General features: G+C 34.7%; 11 protein-coding genes. All 11 read left to right on the plus strand.

From position 1 onward, the window contains the following. A partial coding sequence (locus EC396_RS05410) for a fibronectin type III domain-containing protein (protein ID WP_164975207.1) occupies positions 1 to 354 on the plus strand: 354 nt, incomplete at its 5' end. Between the two features lie 88 nt (positions 355 to 442). Next, a complete protein-coding gene (locus EC396_RS05415; protein ID WP_129365688.1) occupies positions 443 to 742 on the plus strand; it encodes a glycosyl hydrolase in 300 nt (99 codons plus the stop codon). Positions 743 to 947: 205 nt separating this feature from the next. Beyond that, the gene (locus tag EC396_RS05420; protein ID WP_129365689.1) at positions 948 to 3323 is read left to right on the plus strand and encodes a family 78 glycoside hydrolase catalytic domain; all 2376 of its coding nucleotides are present in this window, start codon (positions 948 to 950) and stop codon (positions 3321 to 3323) included. A gap of 110 nt (positions 3324 to 3433) precedes the next feature. Continuing rightward, on the plus strand, positions 3434 to 6691 hold the full coding sequence (locus EC396_RS05425; RefSeq protein ID WP_240665641.1) for a glycosyl hydrolase: 3258 nt from the start codon (positions 3434 to 3436) through the stop codon (positions 6689 to 6691). 36 nt (positions 6692 to 6727) lie between these two features. Then, positions 6728 to 8152, plus strand: coding sequence for a sulfatase (locus EC396_RS05430; RefSeq protein ID WP_129365690.1), 1425 nt, complete (start codon positions 6728 to 6730; stop codon positions 8150 to 8152). Positions 8153 to 8382: 230 nt separating this feature from the next. Continuing rightward, a complete protein-coding gene (locus EC396_RS05435) occupies positions 8383 to 11142 on the plus strand; it encodes a family 78 glycoside hydrolase catalytic domain (protein WP_164975208.1) in 2760 nt (919 codons plus the stop codon). A 98-nt stretch (positions 11143 to 11240) separates the two neighbouring features. After that, positions 11241 to 11657: a sulfatase/phosphatase domain-containing protein gene (locus EC396_RS05440; protein ID WP_129365692.1), complete on the plus strand. Its 417-nt coding sequence runs from the start codon at positions 11241 to 11243 to the stop codon at positions 11655 to 11657. A gap of 110 nt (positions 11658 to 11767) precedes the next feature. Then, entirely contained in the window at positions 11768 to 14152 is a 2385-nt protein-coding gene (locus EC396_RS05445) for an alpha-L-rhamnosidase C-terminal domain-containing protein (RefSeq protein WP_129365693.1), read from the plus strand. A gap of 313 nt (positions 14153 to 14465) precedes the next feature. Further along, the gene (rhaT, locus tag EC396_RS05450; RefSeq protein WP_129365694.1) at positions 14466 to 15518 is read left to right on the plus strand and encodes an L-rhamnose/proton symporter RhaT; all 1053 of its coding nucleotides are present in this window, start codon (positions 14466 to 14468) and stop codon (positions 15516 to 15518) included. A 247-nt stretch (positions 15519 to 15765) separates the two neighbouring features. After that, a complete protein-coding gene (locus EC396_RS05455) occupies positions 15766 to 18639 on the plus strand; it encodes an alpha-L-rhamnosidase (protein WP_240665642.1) in 2874 nt (957 codons plus the stop codon). Positions 18640 to 18651: 12 nt separating this feature from the next. Then, on the plus strand, positions 18652 to 20082 hold the full coding sequence (locus EC396_RS05460) for a BNR repeat-containing protein (protein WP_129365695.1): 1431 nt from the start codon (positions 18652 to 18654) through the stop codon (positions 20080 to 20082).

Raw genomic sequence — 20082 nt, forward strand, 5'->3', positions numbered from 1 at the left:
AATGCACAAAGTGATTTTTCTTCAGCAAATCAATTTTTAACCGAAGGCGAAGGTGTTACCAATCACTTACCATTTTCACCAGATTTAATTGCGCCAGAACTTGATGGTATTATAGATGGAACAAGTACAAGTTTAAGATGGTCTGCAAGCGATGTGGACAATGATTCATTAACATTTGATGTGTATTTAGATACAGCTAGCACCCCTTTAACAAAAGTGTCTGAAAACCAAACAGCAACCACTTACAATGCTTCAAATTTAATTGCAGCAACTACCTACTATTTTAAAGTAGTTGTAAAAGATGGAAAAGGAGGAGAAACGATAGGTCAAGTTTGGAGTTTTAGTACAAAATAACTTAAAATAAACCTGTTAGGTGTAATTGCTAATAATAATTACACCTAATAGGTAATAAATTAATAATTCAATAATCGAATAAAAAATCATGCGAATTCTACTTTTAGGAGTGTTGTTATTATGTGTTCAATGCAAGTCAATCAATGAAAATGTTGAAATAAAAAAAAACCAGTCAGGCTCTGATTTTCAAAAGTTAAGTGAAGGATTTAAATCACCAGAAATGGTATATCACCCTGAAACTTGGTTTCATTTTAATGGTAATAATATTAGTAAAGAAGGGATAACGCTTGATCTTGAAGCAATAAAATATGCAGGAATTCAAGGGATTCATTTGTTTAGTAAAAACGGACGAACTTTTCCTGGAGTTAAGCATACCAAATTAGATTAAGTTGGTTTAATTGGATCGGTTACTATAAGAACAAATTCATATAAATAATTTTATTTTTTGAAATTCTTTTTAAATAAAGAAAAACACAGATAGTCAAATAATAAAAAAAACAATAAATTTTTTAATAAAATTAGAAAGTATTAAAAACATTACAATTAGCAAAATTATTATTAATACAATTATAGTTTAAATATAAAAAACACAAATGATCACAATAAGTAAAAAAACAACAAAATTCATTGCTTCTTTAGGTTTGATTTTATTAACATCATTCAGTTTTGCTCAAACTCCAAATTGGCAAGGCGCACAATGGATATGGCAGCAAGAAGATGGGCCATCCAATACATGGATGAGCTTTAGAAAAACAGTAACATTAAATGAAGTACCCAAACAGGTAGAAGCGTTGGTTTCTGTAGATAGTAAATTTTGGTTGTGGATTAATGGCGAAATGGTACTATTTGAAGGAGGCTTGTCAAGAGGTCCAAGTCAAGCAGGTGAATGGGACAGAAAGAATAATATAACACCTGCAAATTCTTGGTACGAGACTGTAAATATTCAACCTTATTTAAAAAAAGGTGAAAATACCATTGCAATTTTGGTATGGTACTGGGGACGCGAAACGCACAAAGGAACTCATATCGACAGTAAAAAAGGTGGTCTTTTGTTTTTAGCGAATATTGGTGGTCAGAAAGTGGTTTCAGATGCTTCATGGAAAGCGATACAACATGCCGGATATGACAATACCATTGAGCCAGCTAGTAAAGCCACAGTTCAGTACAGTGTAAAATATGATGCGCAAAACGCCATGAACGATTGGTCTGATAAGGCGTGGTACAAAGCAGATTTTTCTGATGCTACCTGGCCTTCAGCAATAGAAAAAGGTATAGCCGGAACTGCTCCTTGGTATAATTTAGAACCTAATATTGTTCCTCATTTAATCAATCACGGATTGGAAGATTATACCAATGTTACAGATTTAAAATTACCATATGTTAGTGAAGGTGAAACTATTATTTGTAAGTTGCCTTTTAACAAACAAATTACCCCTTATTTAGAAATTGAAGCCAAAGCGGGTGACACTATTTTTATCACTACAGATAACCGATTGAATAGAATCAACGCTACTTATATTACCAAAGAAGGAGCACAATCTTTCGAGAGTTTTTCATGGATGAACGGACACGAAGTGCGCTATACAATTCCAAAAGGTGTTAAGGTGAAAGCTTTAAAATATCGTTGGATGACTGTTGGTGAAATGGTTGGTGAATTTGAAGTGAGCGACCCATTTTACAGTCGTTTGTGGTCGATGGGTAACAACACCTTATTTGTTTGTGCTCGTGATAATTTTATGGATTGTCCTGATAGAGAACGTGCTTTGTGGATTGGTGATGTAGCCGATCAAACGGGATATATCTTTTATTCTATGGACAATGCTGGTCGTCAATTGTTAAAAAAAGCCATTTTGCAAACGATGTCGTTTAACGAAAATGGTGTTATTGGCGCATTAGGACCACTTAGAGTTCGTGAACTGGTAGCACAAAGTTTGCAGTTTATTGCACAGTGTGTTTGGCCTTATTATTTAAATACTGGAGATAAAGAAACCTTGGAAAAAGTGTATCCATATATGTATGGTTATTTAGCGCTATTTCCAATGCAAGAAAACGGATTGCCTGAATACCGTAAAGGGAAAAGTCCAGACTCTTGGGATTGGGTAGATTGGGGAGTGAAAAATACCATCGATAGCGAGCCTATTCAAGCTGCTTTTTATTATTTGGCCTTAAATGAAGCCAAAAAAATGGCAGAAGTCTTAGGTAAAAATGAAGATATAAAATGGTATTCAAATAGAATGGAAACAATGAAACCAGCCTTTGATAAAGCTTATTGGAAAAATGGTTTTTACAGTTCCAATCCTGAAAGTTTAAAGGACGATAGAGCCAATGCTATCGCCATAGTTTCGGGTATTGCAAAGCCAGAATATTACAATCAAATTGTAGACAATGTATTAATTCCAAATCGCTTTTCAAGTCCGCATTTTGAATGGATTGCTGAAGAGGCCATGTGTATGGCAGGAAGATCAAAGGAATCGTTGGAACGTATGAAAGATCAGTATCAAAGTCAGGTTGATAAGAAGGATATGACAACTTTATACGAGATGTTTCCTAATGGCGGAAGTTATAACCACGCTTGGAATGCGCCTAATACTATTTTATCAAAATACATTGCCGGTGTAGCACCTACTAAATTGGCTTGGAGTGAATATGAAATTATGCCAACATTGCTTCATTTTAGCACTTTAAAAAAAACCATTCCAACAGTAAAAGGAAATATAGTTATAGATATTGAAGTTAAGGAGTCTGTATATGCAATGAATCTAGTTTCTCCAGAGAATACAGTAGCCATTATCGGAATTCCTAAAACAGGTAAAAAAGTTGAAAAAGTATTTGTAAATGGAAAAAGTATATGGGAAAATGGTAAATCGAAAAAACAACTAAAAGGAATTGAATTTGATAGTGAAGATTCAAAATATTTGAAATTCAGGGTTCAAGCTGGTACATGGAAAGTTCAAGCAGATTATAAGTAACTAAAAATAATCAAGGTTTATTAAATACTTCAGTTTGTGATTAATTTTTTATGCTAATAAACTAATTGTGAAGTGTTTAAAACTTATTTTGATATAAAATACAAAAAGAAATGAAATTACCAATAAAGCTAAGTTGCGTTTTTATAATGCTTTTTTTAATGGTTTCCTGTAAAAGTTGGAGCCAAATTAGCAAAGAAAACTTTGAACAAGTAACATCAAATTTTACCACACTTGCTGATACCAACACTATTTGGTGTTATTGGTATTGGATTAATGATGATATTTCTAAAGATGGTATTACCAAAGATTTGGAAGCCATGAAAAAAGCTGGTATTGGTGGTGCTTTAATTGGAAATATAAATCCGGCTCACGAAGATGGAAAAGTACCCATGCTAAGTGAAGATTGGTGGTCGCATATGGTACATGCGGTGGTTGAAGGGAAGCGTATTGGGGTTGATATTGGTGTGTTCAACTGTCCGGGATGGAGTCAAAGTGGTGGTCCTTGGGTAGATTATACCAAAGCTATGCGTTACCTTACTTATAGTGAAACAAAAGTTTCAGGAGGTAAAAAACTTAGCATACAGCTTGAAAAACCAAAGGATGAATTTCAAGACACCCACACCTTTGCATTCAAATCTTCAGCTATTGAAAAAAGAAGTACACAGTTTATTTCCACTAAAATAACAGCAAATTGGAACGATGTTGACGTGGCTGTGTTAAACGATGGCAATAAAGAAGCAGATACGAGCTTTGAACCAAAGAAGGGAGAATTTTTAGAAATTAGTTTTGAACTTTCTGAAGCAATAACAGCACGTTCTATTGCCATTACACCAAGTCAGGCTTTTAAATGTAATATGACTTTAATGGCTGTGGTTAATGGTGAAGAAAAAATTGTAAAAGAATTTAATTTTGATCGTTTTAAAATAGCTCCTAATGTAGCGTCCATTAAAACAGGCGCTTATGCTACAGATTTACCCGATGTTAAAGCTGAAAAGTTTATATTAAAATGTTCCGATTTTCGAACCAAAGGTGGAGGTTATGGTTTTGCTGAAATTACTATTTCTGAAGCGCCTGTATTGGATAAATACATTGAGAAACAACTGGGTAAAATGAATTCTACGCCAGGTATTCAATGGGATTCGTACATCTATGGAAAACAAGAAGCGCTGAAAGATAAAAGCCTATGTGTAAATCCAAATGAGGTGATTGATATTAGCAATAAGCTTGATAAAAATGGTGTGCTAAACTGGGATGCACCTGCAGGTGAATGGACCATTATGCGAATGGGAATGACACCTACAGGTACTAAAAATGCACCAGCAGCGCCACAGGGTGTTGGCTATGAGATTGATAAAATGAGTAGTGCCTTGGCGCAGTATCATTTCGATAATTTTGTGGGGGAACTACTAAAACGTATACCTGAAGAAAGCAAGTCGGCTTTTAAATATGTGGTGGCCGATAGTTACGAGCAAGGTTCTCAAAATTGGACCGATGGTTATGAAATTAAATTCAAAGAAAAATATGGCTATGATCCTATACCATTCTTGCCGGTGCTTTCGGGGCGTATTGTGGGTAGTGTAGAATTGTCTGAACGTTTTTTATGGGATTTACGCCGTGCTATTGCCGATGATATTGCTTACCAATATGTGGGAGGCTTAAGAAAAGCAAGTAATAAGTACAACCTTAAAGTTTGGTTAGAAAATTATGGTCACTGGGGGTTTCCGGGTGAGTTTATGATGTATGGCGGACAGTCGGATTTGATAGGTGGCGAGTTTTGGAATGAAGGTACCCTTGGTAATATTGAATGTAAAGCTTCTTCTTCTACATCACATACGTATGGTAAACCTATTACTTCAGCAGAGGCTTTTACCTCATCGCGCAAAGCTTATCTTCGTCATCCTGCCATGCTTAAAAAACGTGGAGATTGGGCATTAACTGAGGGGATCAATCATTTTGTTTTGCATTTGTATATTCAACAACCTGACGATAATCGCAAGCCTGGAATGAACGCTTGGTTTGGTACTGAGTTCAACCGACACAATACTTGGTTTGGTCAAGCTGATACGTATTTCGACTATCTACGCCGTTGTCAGCATTTGTTGCAACAAGGTAAATATGTTGCCGATGTGTGCTATTATATTGGTGAAGATGCACCTGTAATGACGGGTGTTCGTAATCCGGAAATTCCACAAGGTAATTCTTACGATTACATCAATGCTGAGGTGATTTTGAACCGCTTAACGGTTAAAGATGGCAGATTTGTATTACCTGATGGTATGTCATATAAAGTGATGGTTTTACCTCCATTTACTACGATGCGTCCTGAATTACTAAAGAAGATTGAAGCGTTGGTACAGCAAGGAGGTGTTATTTTAGGTCCAAAACCATTAGAATCTCCAAGTTTGCAGAATTTCCCAGCCTGCGATGAGCAAGTGAAAGCATTGGCTAGCAAACTGTGGAATGGAACATACAATCAAGGTAAAATGGCGGTGCAATATGGCGAAGGAAAAGTGATGGATGGTTTCCAATTGTCAGAAGTATTTGAGACTATTAATCTGTCAAAAGATTTGGAGCTTTCTGCTGATGCACCAGTACTGTGGATTCACAGAACGATGCCTGGTATGGATATCTATTTTATAAGTAATCAAAGTGATGAGACCATTGATTTATCTCCAGTTTTTAGAGTGAATCAAAAGCTAAAACCACAATTGTGGGATGCGGTAAGTGGCGAAATAAGAGCTTTAGCCAACTATGAAATAACAAGCACAGGTATCAAAGTACCATTAACAATGGAAGCTGCTCAAAGTTGGTTTGTGGTATTTGCTAATGAAGCCAATAATATCGAAGTGAAACCTGCTTATGCTGCTAATTTTCCTGTGTACGAAAAGGTGAGTACTATTGAAGCGCCTTTTAAAGTAGATTTTATAAACAAAGATATTGCACCTAAAGATCCTGTAGTATTTGATAAATTAATTGATTGGAGAAATTCAGAGGATGAGCAACTAAAGTACTATTCAGGAACAGCAGTTTATTCATCAACTTTTAATATAGATAAACTTCCAAAAAACCAAGATCTATTCCTTAATCTAGGGAAAGTTTCGGTAATGGCAAAAGTGAAACTAAACGGAAAATACATCGGTGGTGTGTGGATGGCACCTTATCGATTGAATATAACTGATGCCATTAAAAAAGGAAAAAACAAACTGGAAATTGAGGTGGTTAATTTATGGCGAAACCAGTTAATAAAAGACAAACAACGATCAGAAGATGAGAAATATACTTGGTTAGTAACCGATGATATTAAGTCTGATAGTGAAATACAATCTTCTGGTTTGTTAGGTCCAGTAATTATTGAAACGATCAAATAATAAGAATTAGCTAATAAAAATAAAAATATAAATAAAATGAAAAATATATTGTTACTCGCAGGTTTACTTCTAATTGTTTCTTGTAAATCAAAAAAAGAATTAGAGAAACCCATTAAAGCACCCAATGTAGTATTTGTACTAACCGATCAATGGAGAGCACAGGATATTGGTTTTGTTGGGAATGAACAAGTCATTACTCCAGCAATTGATGAATTGGCAAAAGAATCAGTGGTGTTTACCAATGCCATCTCAAATATTCCTGTTTGTACACCTGCACGAGCTTCATTAATGACAGGTAAATACCCGCTTAGTCACGGACTTTTTTACAATGATAAGCCTTTGCGAACTGATGAAAATTGCATTGCTGAAGTGTATAAAGAAAACGGTTATCAAACGGGCTATATTGGTAAATGGCACATCAATGGTCATCCCCAAGGAATGACAAATATGCAAGGGAGAGGATTACCTATAACAGCTGATCGTCGACAAGGTTTTGATTTTTGGAAAGTGTGTGAGACTACTCATAATTACAATAATTCCATTTATTTTGACGAAAACAACGTAAAGCACAAATGGGAAGGTTATGATGCCATTGCTCAAACAAAAGAGGCTGTTAAATACATGCAGGCTAATAAAGAGAATCCTTTTGTTTTATTTGTAGCTTATGGACCACCGCATGCGCCTTATAATACAGCGCCTCAAAAGTATCAGGACATGTATAAAGATATGGATATTAAACTACGTCCTAATGTGCCAGAAGATAAAGCCGAAAAAGCAAAAGAAGAAATCAGAGGTTATTATGCTCATATGACAGCACTTGATGATTGTGTAGCTGAATTACAAAAAGAAATTAAGAATTTAGGCCTAGAAGAAAACACCATTTTTGTTTTCACTTCAGACCATGGTGATATGCTATATTCTCATTCTGAAGTTAAAAAACAAAAACCTTGGGAAGAGTCTATTCACATTCCTTTTATATTAAAATATCCGGCTAAATTAAAAGCAGGTACACAAATGACCAAAATGTTTTCATTTCCAGATATAATGCCAACATTATTGGGAATGTCTAATTTACCTATTCCAGAATCGGTAGAAGGACTTAATTATACAGGACAATTATTAGGTACACAAGAATTGGATGTGGATGCAGCTTTAATTACTTGTCCGGTTCCTTTTCACCAATGGAAATATAAAAATGGTGGTCGTGAGTACAGAGGTGTTAGAACCGAAAAATACACTTATGTAAAGGATCTTAACGGACCTTGGTTGTTGTATGATAATTTGAATGACCCATATCAAATGAACAATGTAGTAGGCAACGAAGCGTTTAAAAATATCCAAGCTGATTTAGAAGTTAAGTTGAAAGCCATACTTGATAAGCAAGGAGATCAATTTTTACCTGGTGAAGAGTATATGAAAAAATGGAATTACCATTGGGATAGTAATGACAGTATTAAATAAGTATTTAATCAGATTTTCAAATTAAGAATAATAATATTTTGTTTCGGGGTGCAAACAATTTTATTTAAAAATGAACCTTTGGGCGCTTTTATTTTTTTATAAAAGGCGTAAAATTATAGTAAAAGAATTCATTTAAATAGAACATTCATTTATCATTGTGAAACATACTAAGTATTTAAATGTTAGTGAATTATTTTGATGTTGTTGATTGTAAAATTAAAAATAGAACTATGAAACAATTCTCATTAACAGTACTCACATTTTTTTACGTCGCTTGTCTATCGGCACAAGTACAAGCTGTAAGCTTAAAATGTGAATACTTGACCAATCCCGAAGGGGTCGATATGCAGGATCCGCGTTTCTTTTGGAAATTGGACAGTGAGGAAGAGGGACAATGTCAAACGTATTATCAAGTTTTGGTGGCGACGTCTAAAGCTAATTTGGATAATAATATTGGCGATGCCTTCGACTCTAAAAAGGTGAAAAGTGCGAAAAGCACACAAATCGTTTACAAGGGAAAGATGCTTGAAGCTGCCTCTCAGTATTATTGGAAAGTAAGAGTGTGGGATAAAAATAAAACCGCATCCCCGTGGAGTGAAATAGCAACTTTTTCTACGGGGCTTTTTGCTGATGTCGATTGGAAAGGGGCACAGTGGATTGCTTGGCGCGATCAGGACGAATGGGCTACTGAATGGTGGCGCAAGAAGGCTATCGAAGAACAATGTACCGAGTTTCATTTGCCAAGCTATTTTGGTGCACGCATGAATATGTGGGAGCGTTATCATTTTCATAATGAGAAACCCTATGATGCTTCGCCGCTATTGCGCAAAGGTTTTGACGTTGAGAAGAAAGTAATAAGTGCCAAAGCCTTTATTAGTGGTCTTGGTTACTACGAACTGTTTATTAATGGTGAAAGAATAGGGACTTCGGTATTGGATCCTGGATGGACGGACTACCGCAAAACGATTCTATACGCTACGCACGATATTACTGAAAATATTAAAGATGGAGAGAATGTAGCGGGTGTAATGCTAGGTCGTGGATTTTATGGTATGATGGCGTATGATCATTGGGGATTTTACAAAAAGAATGGCTTCACTGGTCAACCAAAACTAAAGTGCCGTATTCATATAAAGTATAACGACGGTACTTCAAAGGATATCATCAGTGATTTAAGTTGGAAAATAACAGGAGGTCCTATTGTGTATGATGGCCCGCACATGGGCGAAATATACGATGCTACAAAAGAAATTAAAGGGTGGAGCGAAATTGGTCTTGACGATTCAGCATGGGAAACGGTAAAACCTGCACCTGATCCTGAGGGTAAAATGTTCTCACAATTGTGCCAACCCATACGTGTAACAAAAACTTTTCATCCAGTTGCTACTGCAAACAAGGGTAATTATGGCCAATGGTTTGATGTAGGAACAAACATGTCAGGGTGGGTACGTGTACGCATAAAAAATGCAGAACCAGGTCAACGGGTTACCATTTACTATGGCGAACATATAGACCCAACTTCATCTGGTCAGCCAGGACGTTTACAACAAATGGCTTATAGGTGTAAAGGCGGTGCTGAGGAATTTGCCGAATGTCACTTCTCGTACAAAGGCTTCCGTTATGTACAAATCAAAGGTTTAAAGAAAAACGCTTTGTCGTTAGATGATGTTGAGGTAATGTATGTTCACTCTGATGTGCCTCGTGTTGGATATTTTGAGTCTTCGGACAAAACGGTGAATGCCGTTCACGATATCTGTCGTAAATCACTCATCTTTAATTTGCACAGTATTCCTACCGATTGCCCTAACCGTGAGAAAAACGGTTGGCTAGGTGATGCCGTTACAGGGATGGAATTTGGTATGGCTAATTATGATTTAGCGGCTTTAATGACCAAATTTACGCGTGATATTTTTGACACACAGAATGAACAAGGTGCTTTAGGATCTATTGCTCCTGGCAATTATTATGGACTCGGGGGCTCTACACTATGGTCGTCAGCAGGTGTGCATATTCCTTGGTATATGTATAACTACTATGGCGATACACGTTTGTTTGAGCTGTATTGGGACAAGATGATGCTGTGGGTTGATTTTTCTTGGGAGCATAATAACATTGCCGAAAAGGATGGTATGTTTACTGAACGTTTTAATGATTGGGTAACTCCTTATGACAAAACCTATAAAGGTGGTGGAAAACCGGGAGGTAACGAGGTGATTGCTTCTATGAATTTTTATTTGGTATTAAAACGTCTTGAAAAAATGGCGGGAATTATTGGGAAAAGCGAGGATCAAAAACGTTTGAAAAAACAAGTTGAACGTATTTATGCAGGTATTCAAAAATGGGCTTTTGACGAAGAAAAAATAGAGTATGTGGGGCTAAAACCGTTTGATGAATTTTTACCTGTTGTTAATATTTTGGCACTAAATTATGGTATTGTTCCCGAAAAATACCGTGCCCAATTAGAAATGAAAGTGGTGGATAATATTGCCATTTCAAAAGATTTTCATTTATGGGGTGGCGTATTCACCGTGCACTCGGCTTATGAGTATTTGCCAAATCACGGTTATGCCGATTTGATGCACAAGGTGGTGGTTAACGAAGATTGGCCATCGTTCGGATGGTTGATTAAAGAAGGAGCTACTACCTTGCCCGAAGGTTATGAGTTTGAATCGTCAGATATTCATCACTTTATGGGGGCTGTAGATAACTTTTTTTACCGTCATATGGCTGGTATAAATTCAGATTCAAACGCTCCCGGGTTTCAGAATATTGTGTTTAAGCCTAATTTTATTAAAACAATGGATTTTGCGAAAGCAAGCTACAACTCTATCTATGGCGAAGTAAAAGCCCAATGGACTAAACTGGAAAATGACAACTATGAGTACAAAGTGGTAGTGCCTGCCAATTGTGAAGCACAAGTTGTGTTGCCAGGCAAGACAGAGAAAGTGAAAGCAGGTACGCATACATTTGTTATTAATAGCCTATTATAGTGGTTAGGCAATATGAAATATGTATCAAGTAAAGATATCTCAATTATCAAGTGAATAAAAAGTAAAATAAAAAAAATGAAACACAAGTGTTTAAATGTATGCCAACATTATTGGGAATGTCTAATTTACCTATTCCAGAATCGGTAGAAGGACTTAATTATACAGGACAATTATTAGGTACACAAGAATTGAATGTGGATGCAGCTTTAATTACTTGTCCGGTTCCTTTTCATCAATGGAAATATAAAAATGGTGGTCGTGAGTACAGAGGTGTTAGAACCGAAAAATACACTTATGTAAAGGATCTTAACGGACCTTGGTTGTTGTATGATAATTTGAATGACCCATATCAAATGAACAATGTAGTAGGCAACGAAGCGTTTAAAAATATCCAAGCTGATTTAGAAGTTAAGTTGAAAGCCATACTTGATAAGCAAGGAGATCAATTTTTACCTGGTGAAGAGTATATGAAAAAATGGAATTACCATTGGGATAGTAATGACAGTATTAAATAAGTAATGACCTAAATTTAGAAATGTTAAGGTAAAACTACGTTGGTAAATGTGAATATTGAGTTAGTGATAAAGTTTTAAAATTTGCTAAAAACAGAATTAAAAATAAATAAATGAATATAAAATATCAAAATAGAATAAAACTTACGAGTCTTTTGATCATAGTTTTAACCTTAACAACATCTTTAAGTTATGCTCAAACTCCAATTTGGGGAAATGCACAATGGATGTGGCAAGAAGAGGCAGGACCTGCAAATACCTGGGTTGCTTTTCGTAAAACTTTTGACCTTAAAAATATTCCTTCTGAAGCTTTGGCGCATCTAGCCGTCGATACCAAATATTGGCTGTGGGTAAATGGAAAAATGATTTTGTTTGAAGGTGGTTTGGCTCGTGGTGCAGCTCCAGAAACCAATTATTATGATGAAGTAGATTTAAAATCGTATTTAAAAGAAGGTGAAAATACCATTGCCGTTTTGGTTTGGTATTGGGGAAGAACCCGAAAAGTTCACGATGATAGTGGAAAAGGTGGACTCTTATTTTATGCTGATTTAGGTGGGCAGATTTTAGAATCAAATGCGGATTGGAAAATGAAAGTACATCCTGCATACGATCCAAACAGTGGTGGTGGAGGCGATTCTGCAAACCGTGTAAACGCTTACAATGTAAAGTTTGATGCTAATTTGGCTATGGGAGATTGGTCTGATAACGCTTGGTATACTCAAAATTATGATGATAGTAATTGGGGTAGCCCTATAGTTAAAGGACTTGCAAACAGTTTGCCTTGGGGTAATTTAGTGAAAAGAGCTATTCCGCAATGGAATGATAGAGGTTTAACCAATTATGAGTCGCTTAAAATTAAATCAAATTCAGACAAAATTGAAATACAACTTCCGTTTAAGAATGATACAGATTCTACAGTAGTTATTCACGCTAAATTACCGTTCAATAAACAAATTACGCCTTATTTAAAAGTAAATAGTACTGCGGGTAAAACCATTATTGCAGATACCGACAATCCATTTAATATGTTAAATGGAACTTATATTACTAAAGATGGTGAGCAAGCTTTTGAGAGCTATTCTTGGATAAATGGTCATGTGGTAACCTACAGTATTCCTTCGGGTGTTGAGGTTGTGGAATTAAAATACAGATGGACAGGTGTTGGAGAAATGACTGGAAATTTTGAATGTAACGATGATTATTTTACGCGTCTTTGGTGGATGGCTCGTAATACCTTATATATATGTGCTCGTGATGGATATATGGATTGTCCGGATAGAGAGCGTGGATTATGGATTGGTGATGTAGCCGATCAAACAGGTGCTATTTTTTATACCTTGGACGAGGCAGGACGACAGTTATTAAAAAAAGGAATTGACAATACCATTGCTTATCGTGATGGTGATATTATTCAAGGGTTGGCGCCTGGTTTTGGTGCTTATCGTGGAAAAAGTAGTGAACTTACTTGTCAAAGTTTACAATTTATCGATCAAGTAGTTTGGCAGTATTATTACAATACTGGAGATAAAGAAACGTTGGCAAATGCATATCCGGCCATTTATAATTATCTAAATATTTGGAAAATGAAACCAGATGGCTTGCCAGAACACCGCAAAGGTTATGCCAATTGGGTAGATTGGGGTGTAGATACAGATTCAACTCCTACGAATGTTTGTTGGTACTATATGGCTTTAAAAGCAGCTAAAAAAATGGCAATAACCTTAAAAAAAGAAAACGATATTAATTGGTATAATGAACGCATAATAAGTATTGAAAAAAACTTTGCAACAGTGTATTGGCAAGGAACACACTATGGTACAAAAGGCAAACCAATAGAAGAACGTGTTACTTCCTTGGCTGTTATAAGTGGTTTGGCAAACAAGGCTTATTATAACACTTTAGTAGATAATATTTTAGTTCCGGTTCAAAAAGCAAGTCCTCATATGGAATGGATTGCTCAAGAGGCTATCATGTTAACGGGTCAATACGATAAAGGACTGTTACGAATGAAACAACGATATGAATCTCAAGTTAATAATAAAGATCTAACTACGCTCTATGAAAAATTTGACGATAAAAAACCAGGTACACCAAATCATGCATGGAATGCGCCTAATTATGTATTGTCTCGTTATATTGCAGGAATAAAGGCAACTGACGTGGCTTGGAAATCTTATGAAGTGAAACCTAACCTAGCTCACTTAACTTATGTTAAGCAAATTGTTCCTTCTGTAAAAGGAGATATTTCCGTAGAAGTCAATAAAACAAAAGATACTTATTCAATTGATTTAATTTCACCAAAACAAACAACAGCTACAATTTATGTGCCTAAAGTAGGTAAAAAGGTTAGTCAGCTATTGGTAAATGGAAAAAATGTTTGGAAAAATAATAAATACAAAAATCAGGTAAAAGGTTTTAATTACGAAAGTGAAGATTCAAATTATCTCATATTTAAAGCAGTTCCAGGGAAATGGTCAATTGTTTCTGAATATAAATAATACTATATAGAATATATTGAAAAAACACTTAGTATTGGATAATAAATCTCTAATTTTTAGATATGAAGATTTAAGTTGATACTTGGTAAACTATTAAATTTAAAAGTGATTATAAATTGTTAGTTGCGATTTTTGTGTATTGTAATCTGATGTTTTTGAAGTCTTTTTTTAAATAATAAATTGATAAATAAAAAGTTGATTAATGGTTTAAATAATTGTTCTTTTATAAGCATGATAGAACAGGATAGGAAAATTAAATTGATAGGTTAAGTTTACAACTTAAATTAAAAAATAATTAAATTAAAATAAAATTATGCAAGCATTATTAGGTGTATTATTTCATTCATTAGGAGGTGTGGCCTCAGGTAGTTTTTACATGCCATATAATAAAGTAAAAGGATGGTCATGGGAAAGTTATTGGATGGTTGGTGGTGTCATGTCTTGGTTAATTGCTCCTCCAGTTGCCGCTTATTTAACCATACCAAATTTTATGGAGATAATAATGTCGGGATCTAGTACTATTTTATTCTTCACATTCTTAATGGGGTTGTTTTGGGGTATAGGAGGATTATCGTACGGACTTGGTGTACGTTATTTAGGTATGTCTTTAGGTAACTCTGTAGTATTGGGTTTTTGTGCTGCTTTTGGAGCTATTGTACCTTCTATATATTACAATATTGTTCCTACTGAAGGAAAGGTTTCTTTTACTGAAATGATTTCTACAACAGGTGGACAGGTAGTGTTTTTAGGTGTTATAGTTTGTTTGTTAGGTATTGCACTTTCTGGTAAAGCAGGTATCATGAAAGAAAAGGAATTATCTGATGAAGAAAAGAAAAAAACAGTTGCTGAATTTAACTTGGCAAAAGGATTGGTAGTGGCTATTCTTTCAGGTATATTAAGCTCATTTTTCAATTTTGGGATTGAAGCAGGAAAGCCTTTGGCTGATGCAGCTGTTGAATCAGGAAACAATCCTTTATATCAAAACAATGTTATTTTTGTTGTGATTTTGTGGGGTGGTTTAACAACCAATTTTATTTGGACAACTATTTTAAGTATTAAAAACAAAGCTTACAAAGATTTTACAAATAAGAAAACACCAATTTCAAAAAACATTATGTTTTCAGCATTGGCAGGTTTCATCTGGTTTTTACAATTCTTTTTCTACGGAATGGGTGAAAGTAAATTAGGAAACGGTGCAAGTTCTTGGATTTTACACATGTCAACAATTATTTTAACTGCGAATTTCTGGGGTATTTACCGTAAAGAATGGAATGGTGTTGCTGCTAAAACAAAATGGACTATTACCGCAGGGATTGTTGTAATTCTGTTATCGGTAGTTTTAGTTGGAATAGGTAACTCTATTTAGTAAGTTAAAAGCATTAAAAAACTGCTTATAAAATAAAATTATTAAAGGGTAAAACCTTTGTAAAGATGTTAATTTTTAAGGAAAAATTCCCATAAAAATTAACATCTTTTTTCTTTTTAAAATTATTCTCTAATTGGTTTGTTTTAAGTTGGTTATTTTAATTATAGCACAAAACAGTATAGTGCAGGACAATTAAAATATAAACTAAAACTAACTTTGGGTTTTTGCTATAATTTAATATTAAAAAATGAAAAGAATTCAATTTTTCCTAGTGCTTTTATCAATAACATTTTTAAGCACATCTTGTAATCATAAAGAGTTAATGTCAGTTTCAAATGAAAATGAATTGGTATTTGAATCTTTAACCTGTAATTCAAAAGTCAATCCAACGGTTGTTGAAAGTGAACAACCTGTTTTTTCTTGGGTTGTAAAAGCGCAAGGATATAATAAATCACAGTCGGCTTATCAAGTTTTAGTTGCTTCAACTTTAGATAAATTAGATGAAAACAATGCAGATTTATGGGATTCAGGAAAAATTGCGGATTCAAAATCTGTTTATGTAAAATATGCGGGAAGTAAACTAAATGCGACTCAAACCTATTATTGGAAAGTTAAAATTTGGGATGAAAAAGAGCAAGCTTCTAATTGGTCTTCAGTTCAAACTTTTCAAATGGGATTGTTAGATGAAACCAATTGGGGTGCTGCAAAATGGATTAGTTTAAGTAATGATAATAGATCTTCAGAGCATCGTTTTCGCGAATATAAAATCGGTAAAATGGATGAGCCTATAATGGTTGAAGGGCAGGCAGCATCTTATTTTAGAGAAGTTATCAATATTGAAAAAGAAGTGACTAGTGCGCAAGCTTATATTTGCGGTTTGGGATATTATGAATTGTACTTAAATGGAGCAAAAGTTGGAGACCATGTGTTGGATCCTGCACCTTCAAATTATGACAAGCAAGCATATTATGTAGATTATAATATTTCAGAAGAAATTAAAAAAGGTAAAAATGCCATTGGTATTATTTTGGGTAATGGGTTTTATGGGCAAGATATTTCATGGAAAAACAACCCTGAAGCCGATAAAAGCTTATCGTATGGAGCACCTGCAGTTAAACTTATAATTAAGTTAACCTATGCCGATGGAAGTCAGGAAGATTTTTATACCAACGAAAATTGGAAAGATGCAACAGGACCTGTTGTTTTTAACAATATTTATGGAGGTGATACTTATGATGCGCGTTTTGAAATGAATGGTTGGAACACCGTTGACTATGATGATGCTAGCTGGGGAAATACAAAAGTGATTTCACCTAAAGTTACTAAAATTAGTGCACAACAATTACCAGCTATTAAGAAGTTAAAAGAGTTTGAGCCAGTAAAAGTTTTTAAATCTTCAAACGGAAATTGGATTGTAGATTTTGGGCAAAACATTGCGGGTTGGGTAAAAATTAAGGTTCAGGAAAAAGAAGGACAATTAATAGAAATAACCACTACTGAAGCTTTAACCCAAGACGGAACCGCTATTTATCCAGGTTCAACAGGCGGAGGAGCAAATGGTATGCCTCAAATTTATAAATATATTTGTAAAGGTGATGGTATAGAAACTTGGGAGCCTCAATTTAGTTATCATGGTTTTAGATATGCTGAAATAAAAGGTATTTCAAATGAGCCAGATAGCGATATGATAAAAGCTGTCTTAGTTGCTACTGATATTAAAGAGAAAGGGGGTTTTTCTTCTTCAGATGCTTTGTTAAATAAAATGCATACTATTAGTAAATGGACTATTGTAGACAATGTTCATGGTATTCCAGAAGATTGTCCGCACCGCGAAAAATGTGGTTGGTTGGGTGATGCTCACGCGTTTTGTGAGTATGCTTTGTATAATTATGATATGGAAGATTTCTATAAAAAATTTATGGAAGATATTCGTACACAAATGCGACCAACAAAAGGGCATAACAATCCTGAAATTCAATTTCAAGTGCCAACTATGATTGCTCCAGGTAAACGTACTTCAACATATGCCAAGTTAGATTGGGGTGTAGCAACTATGTATTTGCCTTGGTATAATTATTTATATTATGGTGATGACGCTATTGTTAAAGAATATTACAAAGACATGAAAGAATTAACACAATTCTATTTGTCATTTAAAGATGAAAACGGAATTATTCAAGATGGTATGGGAGATTGGTGTCCGCCTAATTGGGACAGAAGAACAAATCCAAGTGCCATGGAGTGCGATCCAATTATCTCAGCCAATGCTTATTTTTATGATGTTTTAGGTATTATGGAAAAATTTGCTAAAATGAATAATGATGAAGCTTATGAGGCACAAATGAAAAAAGAAAAGCAGGATTTAAAAATTGCATTTAATGCTTCATTTTTAAAAGAAATTCCAAATACTCAAAACAAATGGTATGGTAGTCAAACTGCAACAGTTCAGGCTTTACAGTTTGGGATGGTTCCAGAAACTGAAATAATCAATGTTGTTAATGGTTTGGCATATGATATTAATGAAATTAAAGGAGGTCATCATTCCACAGGTATTCATGGTAATAGATACATTTACACCGTATTAAATAAATATGGTAAAGCAGATTTGGCACATCAAATTTTAACAACACCAGATTTTCCAAGTCAAACGTATATCATGAATTACGGTTTTACAACTTGGCCAGAGCGTCAGTTTGAATGGGATAAAATGGAAGGTTTATCTAACTCGTTAAATCATCCAATGCACAGTGGTTTTGCAGCTTATTTTTTCGAATCTCTTGGAGGTGTTAAATCAACTTTTGAAGCTCCGGGCTATAAAGAATTTACTGTAAATCCAATATTTCCAAAGGGTATGACAGAAACTACCATTGATGTACCTTCACCATATGGAAATATTCATAATAGTTGGAAGTTGGAAGGTTCAAATTTTTCTACAAATTTAGAAGTGCCTTTCAATACAAAAGCTAAAGTTATGTTAACTTCAAGCGAATTAGCATCTTTAAAAATAAATGGTACAGATTTTGAAACTTTTCAAAAAAATAATTCAATAGAAGTAATTGATCATTCAACAGTAATACTAGGCTCTGGAAAGTATTTGTTAGAATATTTAAAATATCAATAATGAAAAATAGGAATGAAAAATAAGCTATACATATGGTGCCTTTTTTCGTTGTTTGCTGTATCTCTAAATGCACAAGTTAAAATCAAACAAAAAAGCATTTCAACAGTAGATTCTAAAGCACTAACTATTGATGGTAAATATGGAAATGCTATAAATGGGCGAACATATCAAAAAGATGCACTTGCTTCGTACAACGGTTATCAATACATAGCTTATTATAACAGCGATAGACGAGTTTGTATTTCTAGAAGAAAATTGCCTTCTGGCGATTGGAAAACCATTCAATTTTTAGATTACGATTTTAAAAGTGACGATTCTCATAATGTCGTTTCATTCGGTATTTGCCCCAATGACGGAACCATTCACCTAGCATTTGATCATCATGTACATCCATTACATTATCGTGTTTCAAAAAAAGGCTTGGCAACCAATCCTGAAACTATGGAGTGGAGTGCAGCTTCATTCGGTCCAATTATAGGTGAATTAGAAGAAAATAAACCAGTTAAAATAACCTACCCTAAATTTTGGCAAACTCCTGAAGGCAATCTTCAAATGAACTACCGTGTAAGAGGTTCTGGTAATGGTGACCGTATGTTGGTTGATTACAATGCTAAAACAGGAAAATGGGAAAATACCCGTCAAATTGATTCGGCATTGGGAATGTTTGAAGATCAATTAGGTAAAAGCGAAACACGTTGCTCTTATCCAAATGGTTACGATTATGATGCAAACGGAAGACTGCATGAAACCTTTGTTTGGCGAGAAAATAGTCAAGGAGCTAACCACGATTTAATGTATGTTTATAGTGATGATCGTGGGTTTACATGGAAAAATAATAATGGAGATTTGTTAACTGAAATTATAAACGTTAACTCGCCAGGTATTGTGGTGCAATCTATTCCACGCGTATTTGGTTTAATGAACGATCACGGACAAGTTATTGATTCAAAAGGGCGAGTACATGTAGTTATGTTTCATGGTACTAAAGAAACAATTGAAGCAGCAGGAAGTACATTAGGAGCAACCCGTTGGGGACCTTTAGCGGCACAGCGGTATTTTCATTATTGGCGCAATGAGCAAGGTAAATGGAGCAGTGTTCAATTACCAATGGCAGTTGGCAATCGTCCTAAAATTTTCACCGATAAAAATGACAACCTAATTCTAATTTATTGTGGTACAACAGATAAAACAATAAAAGGAAAAAGTAGGCAAACAGATGGTGAAGACTTAATTATAGCAGTAGCAACTGCAAAAAACAATTGGCAAGATTGGCAAATAGCACATTCAGTAAAAGGATCTTTTATGAATGATATGTTGGCAGATATTTATCGTTGGAAAAAAGAAGGGGTTTTATCTATAATGCTTCAGGAAGAGCCTGTTGGAGTTAGACAACCAAGTGTATTAAAGGTTGTTGATTTATCAATAAATTTTAGTAATAATTAA

The sequence above is a fragment of the Lutibacter sp. HS1-25 genome (genome assembly GCF_004121075.1).
GTDB lineage: Bacteria > Bacteroidota > Bacteroidia > Flavobacteriales > Flavobacteriaceae > Lutibacter.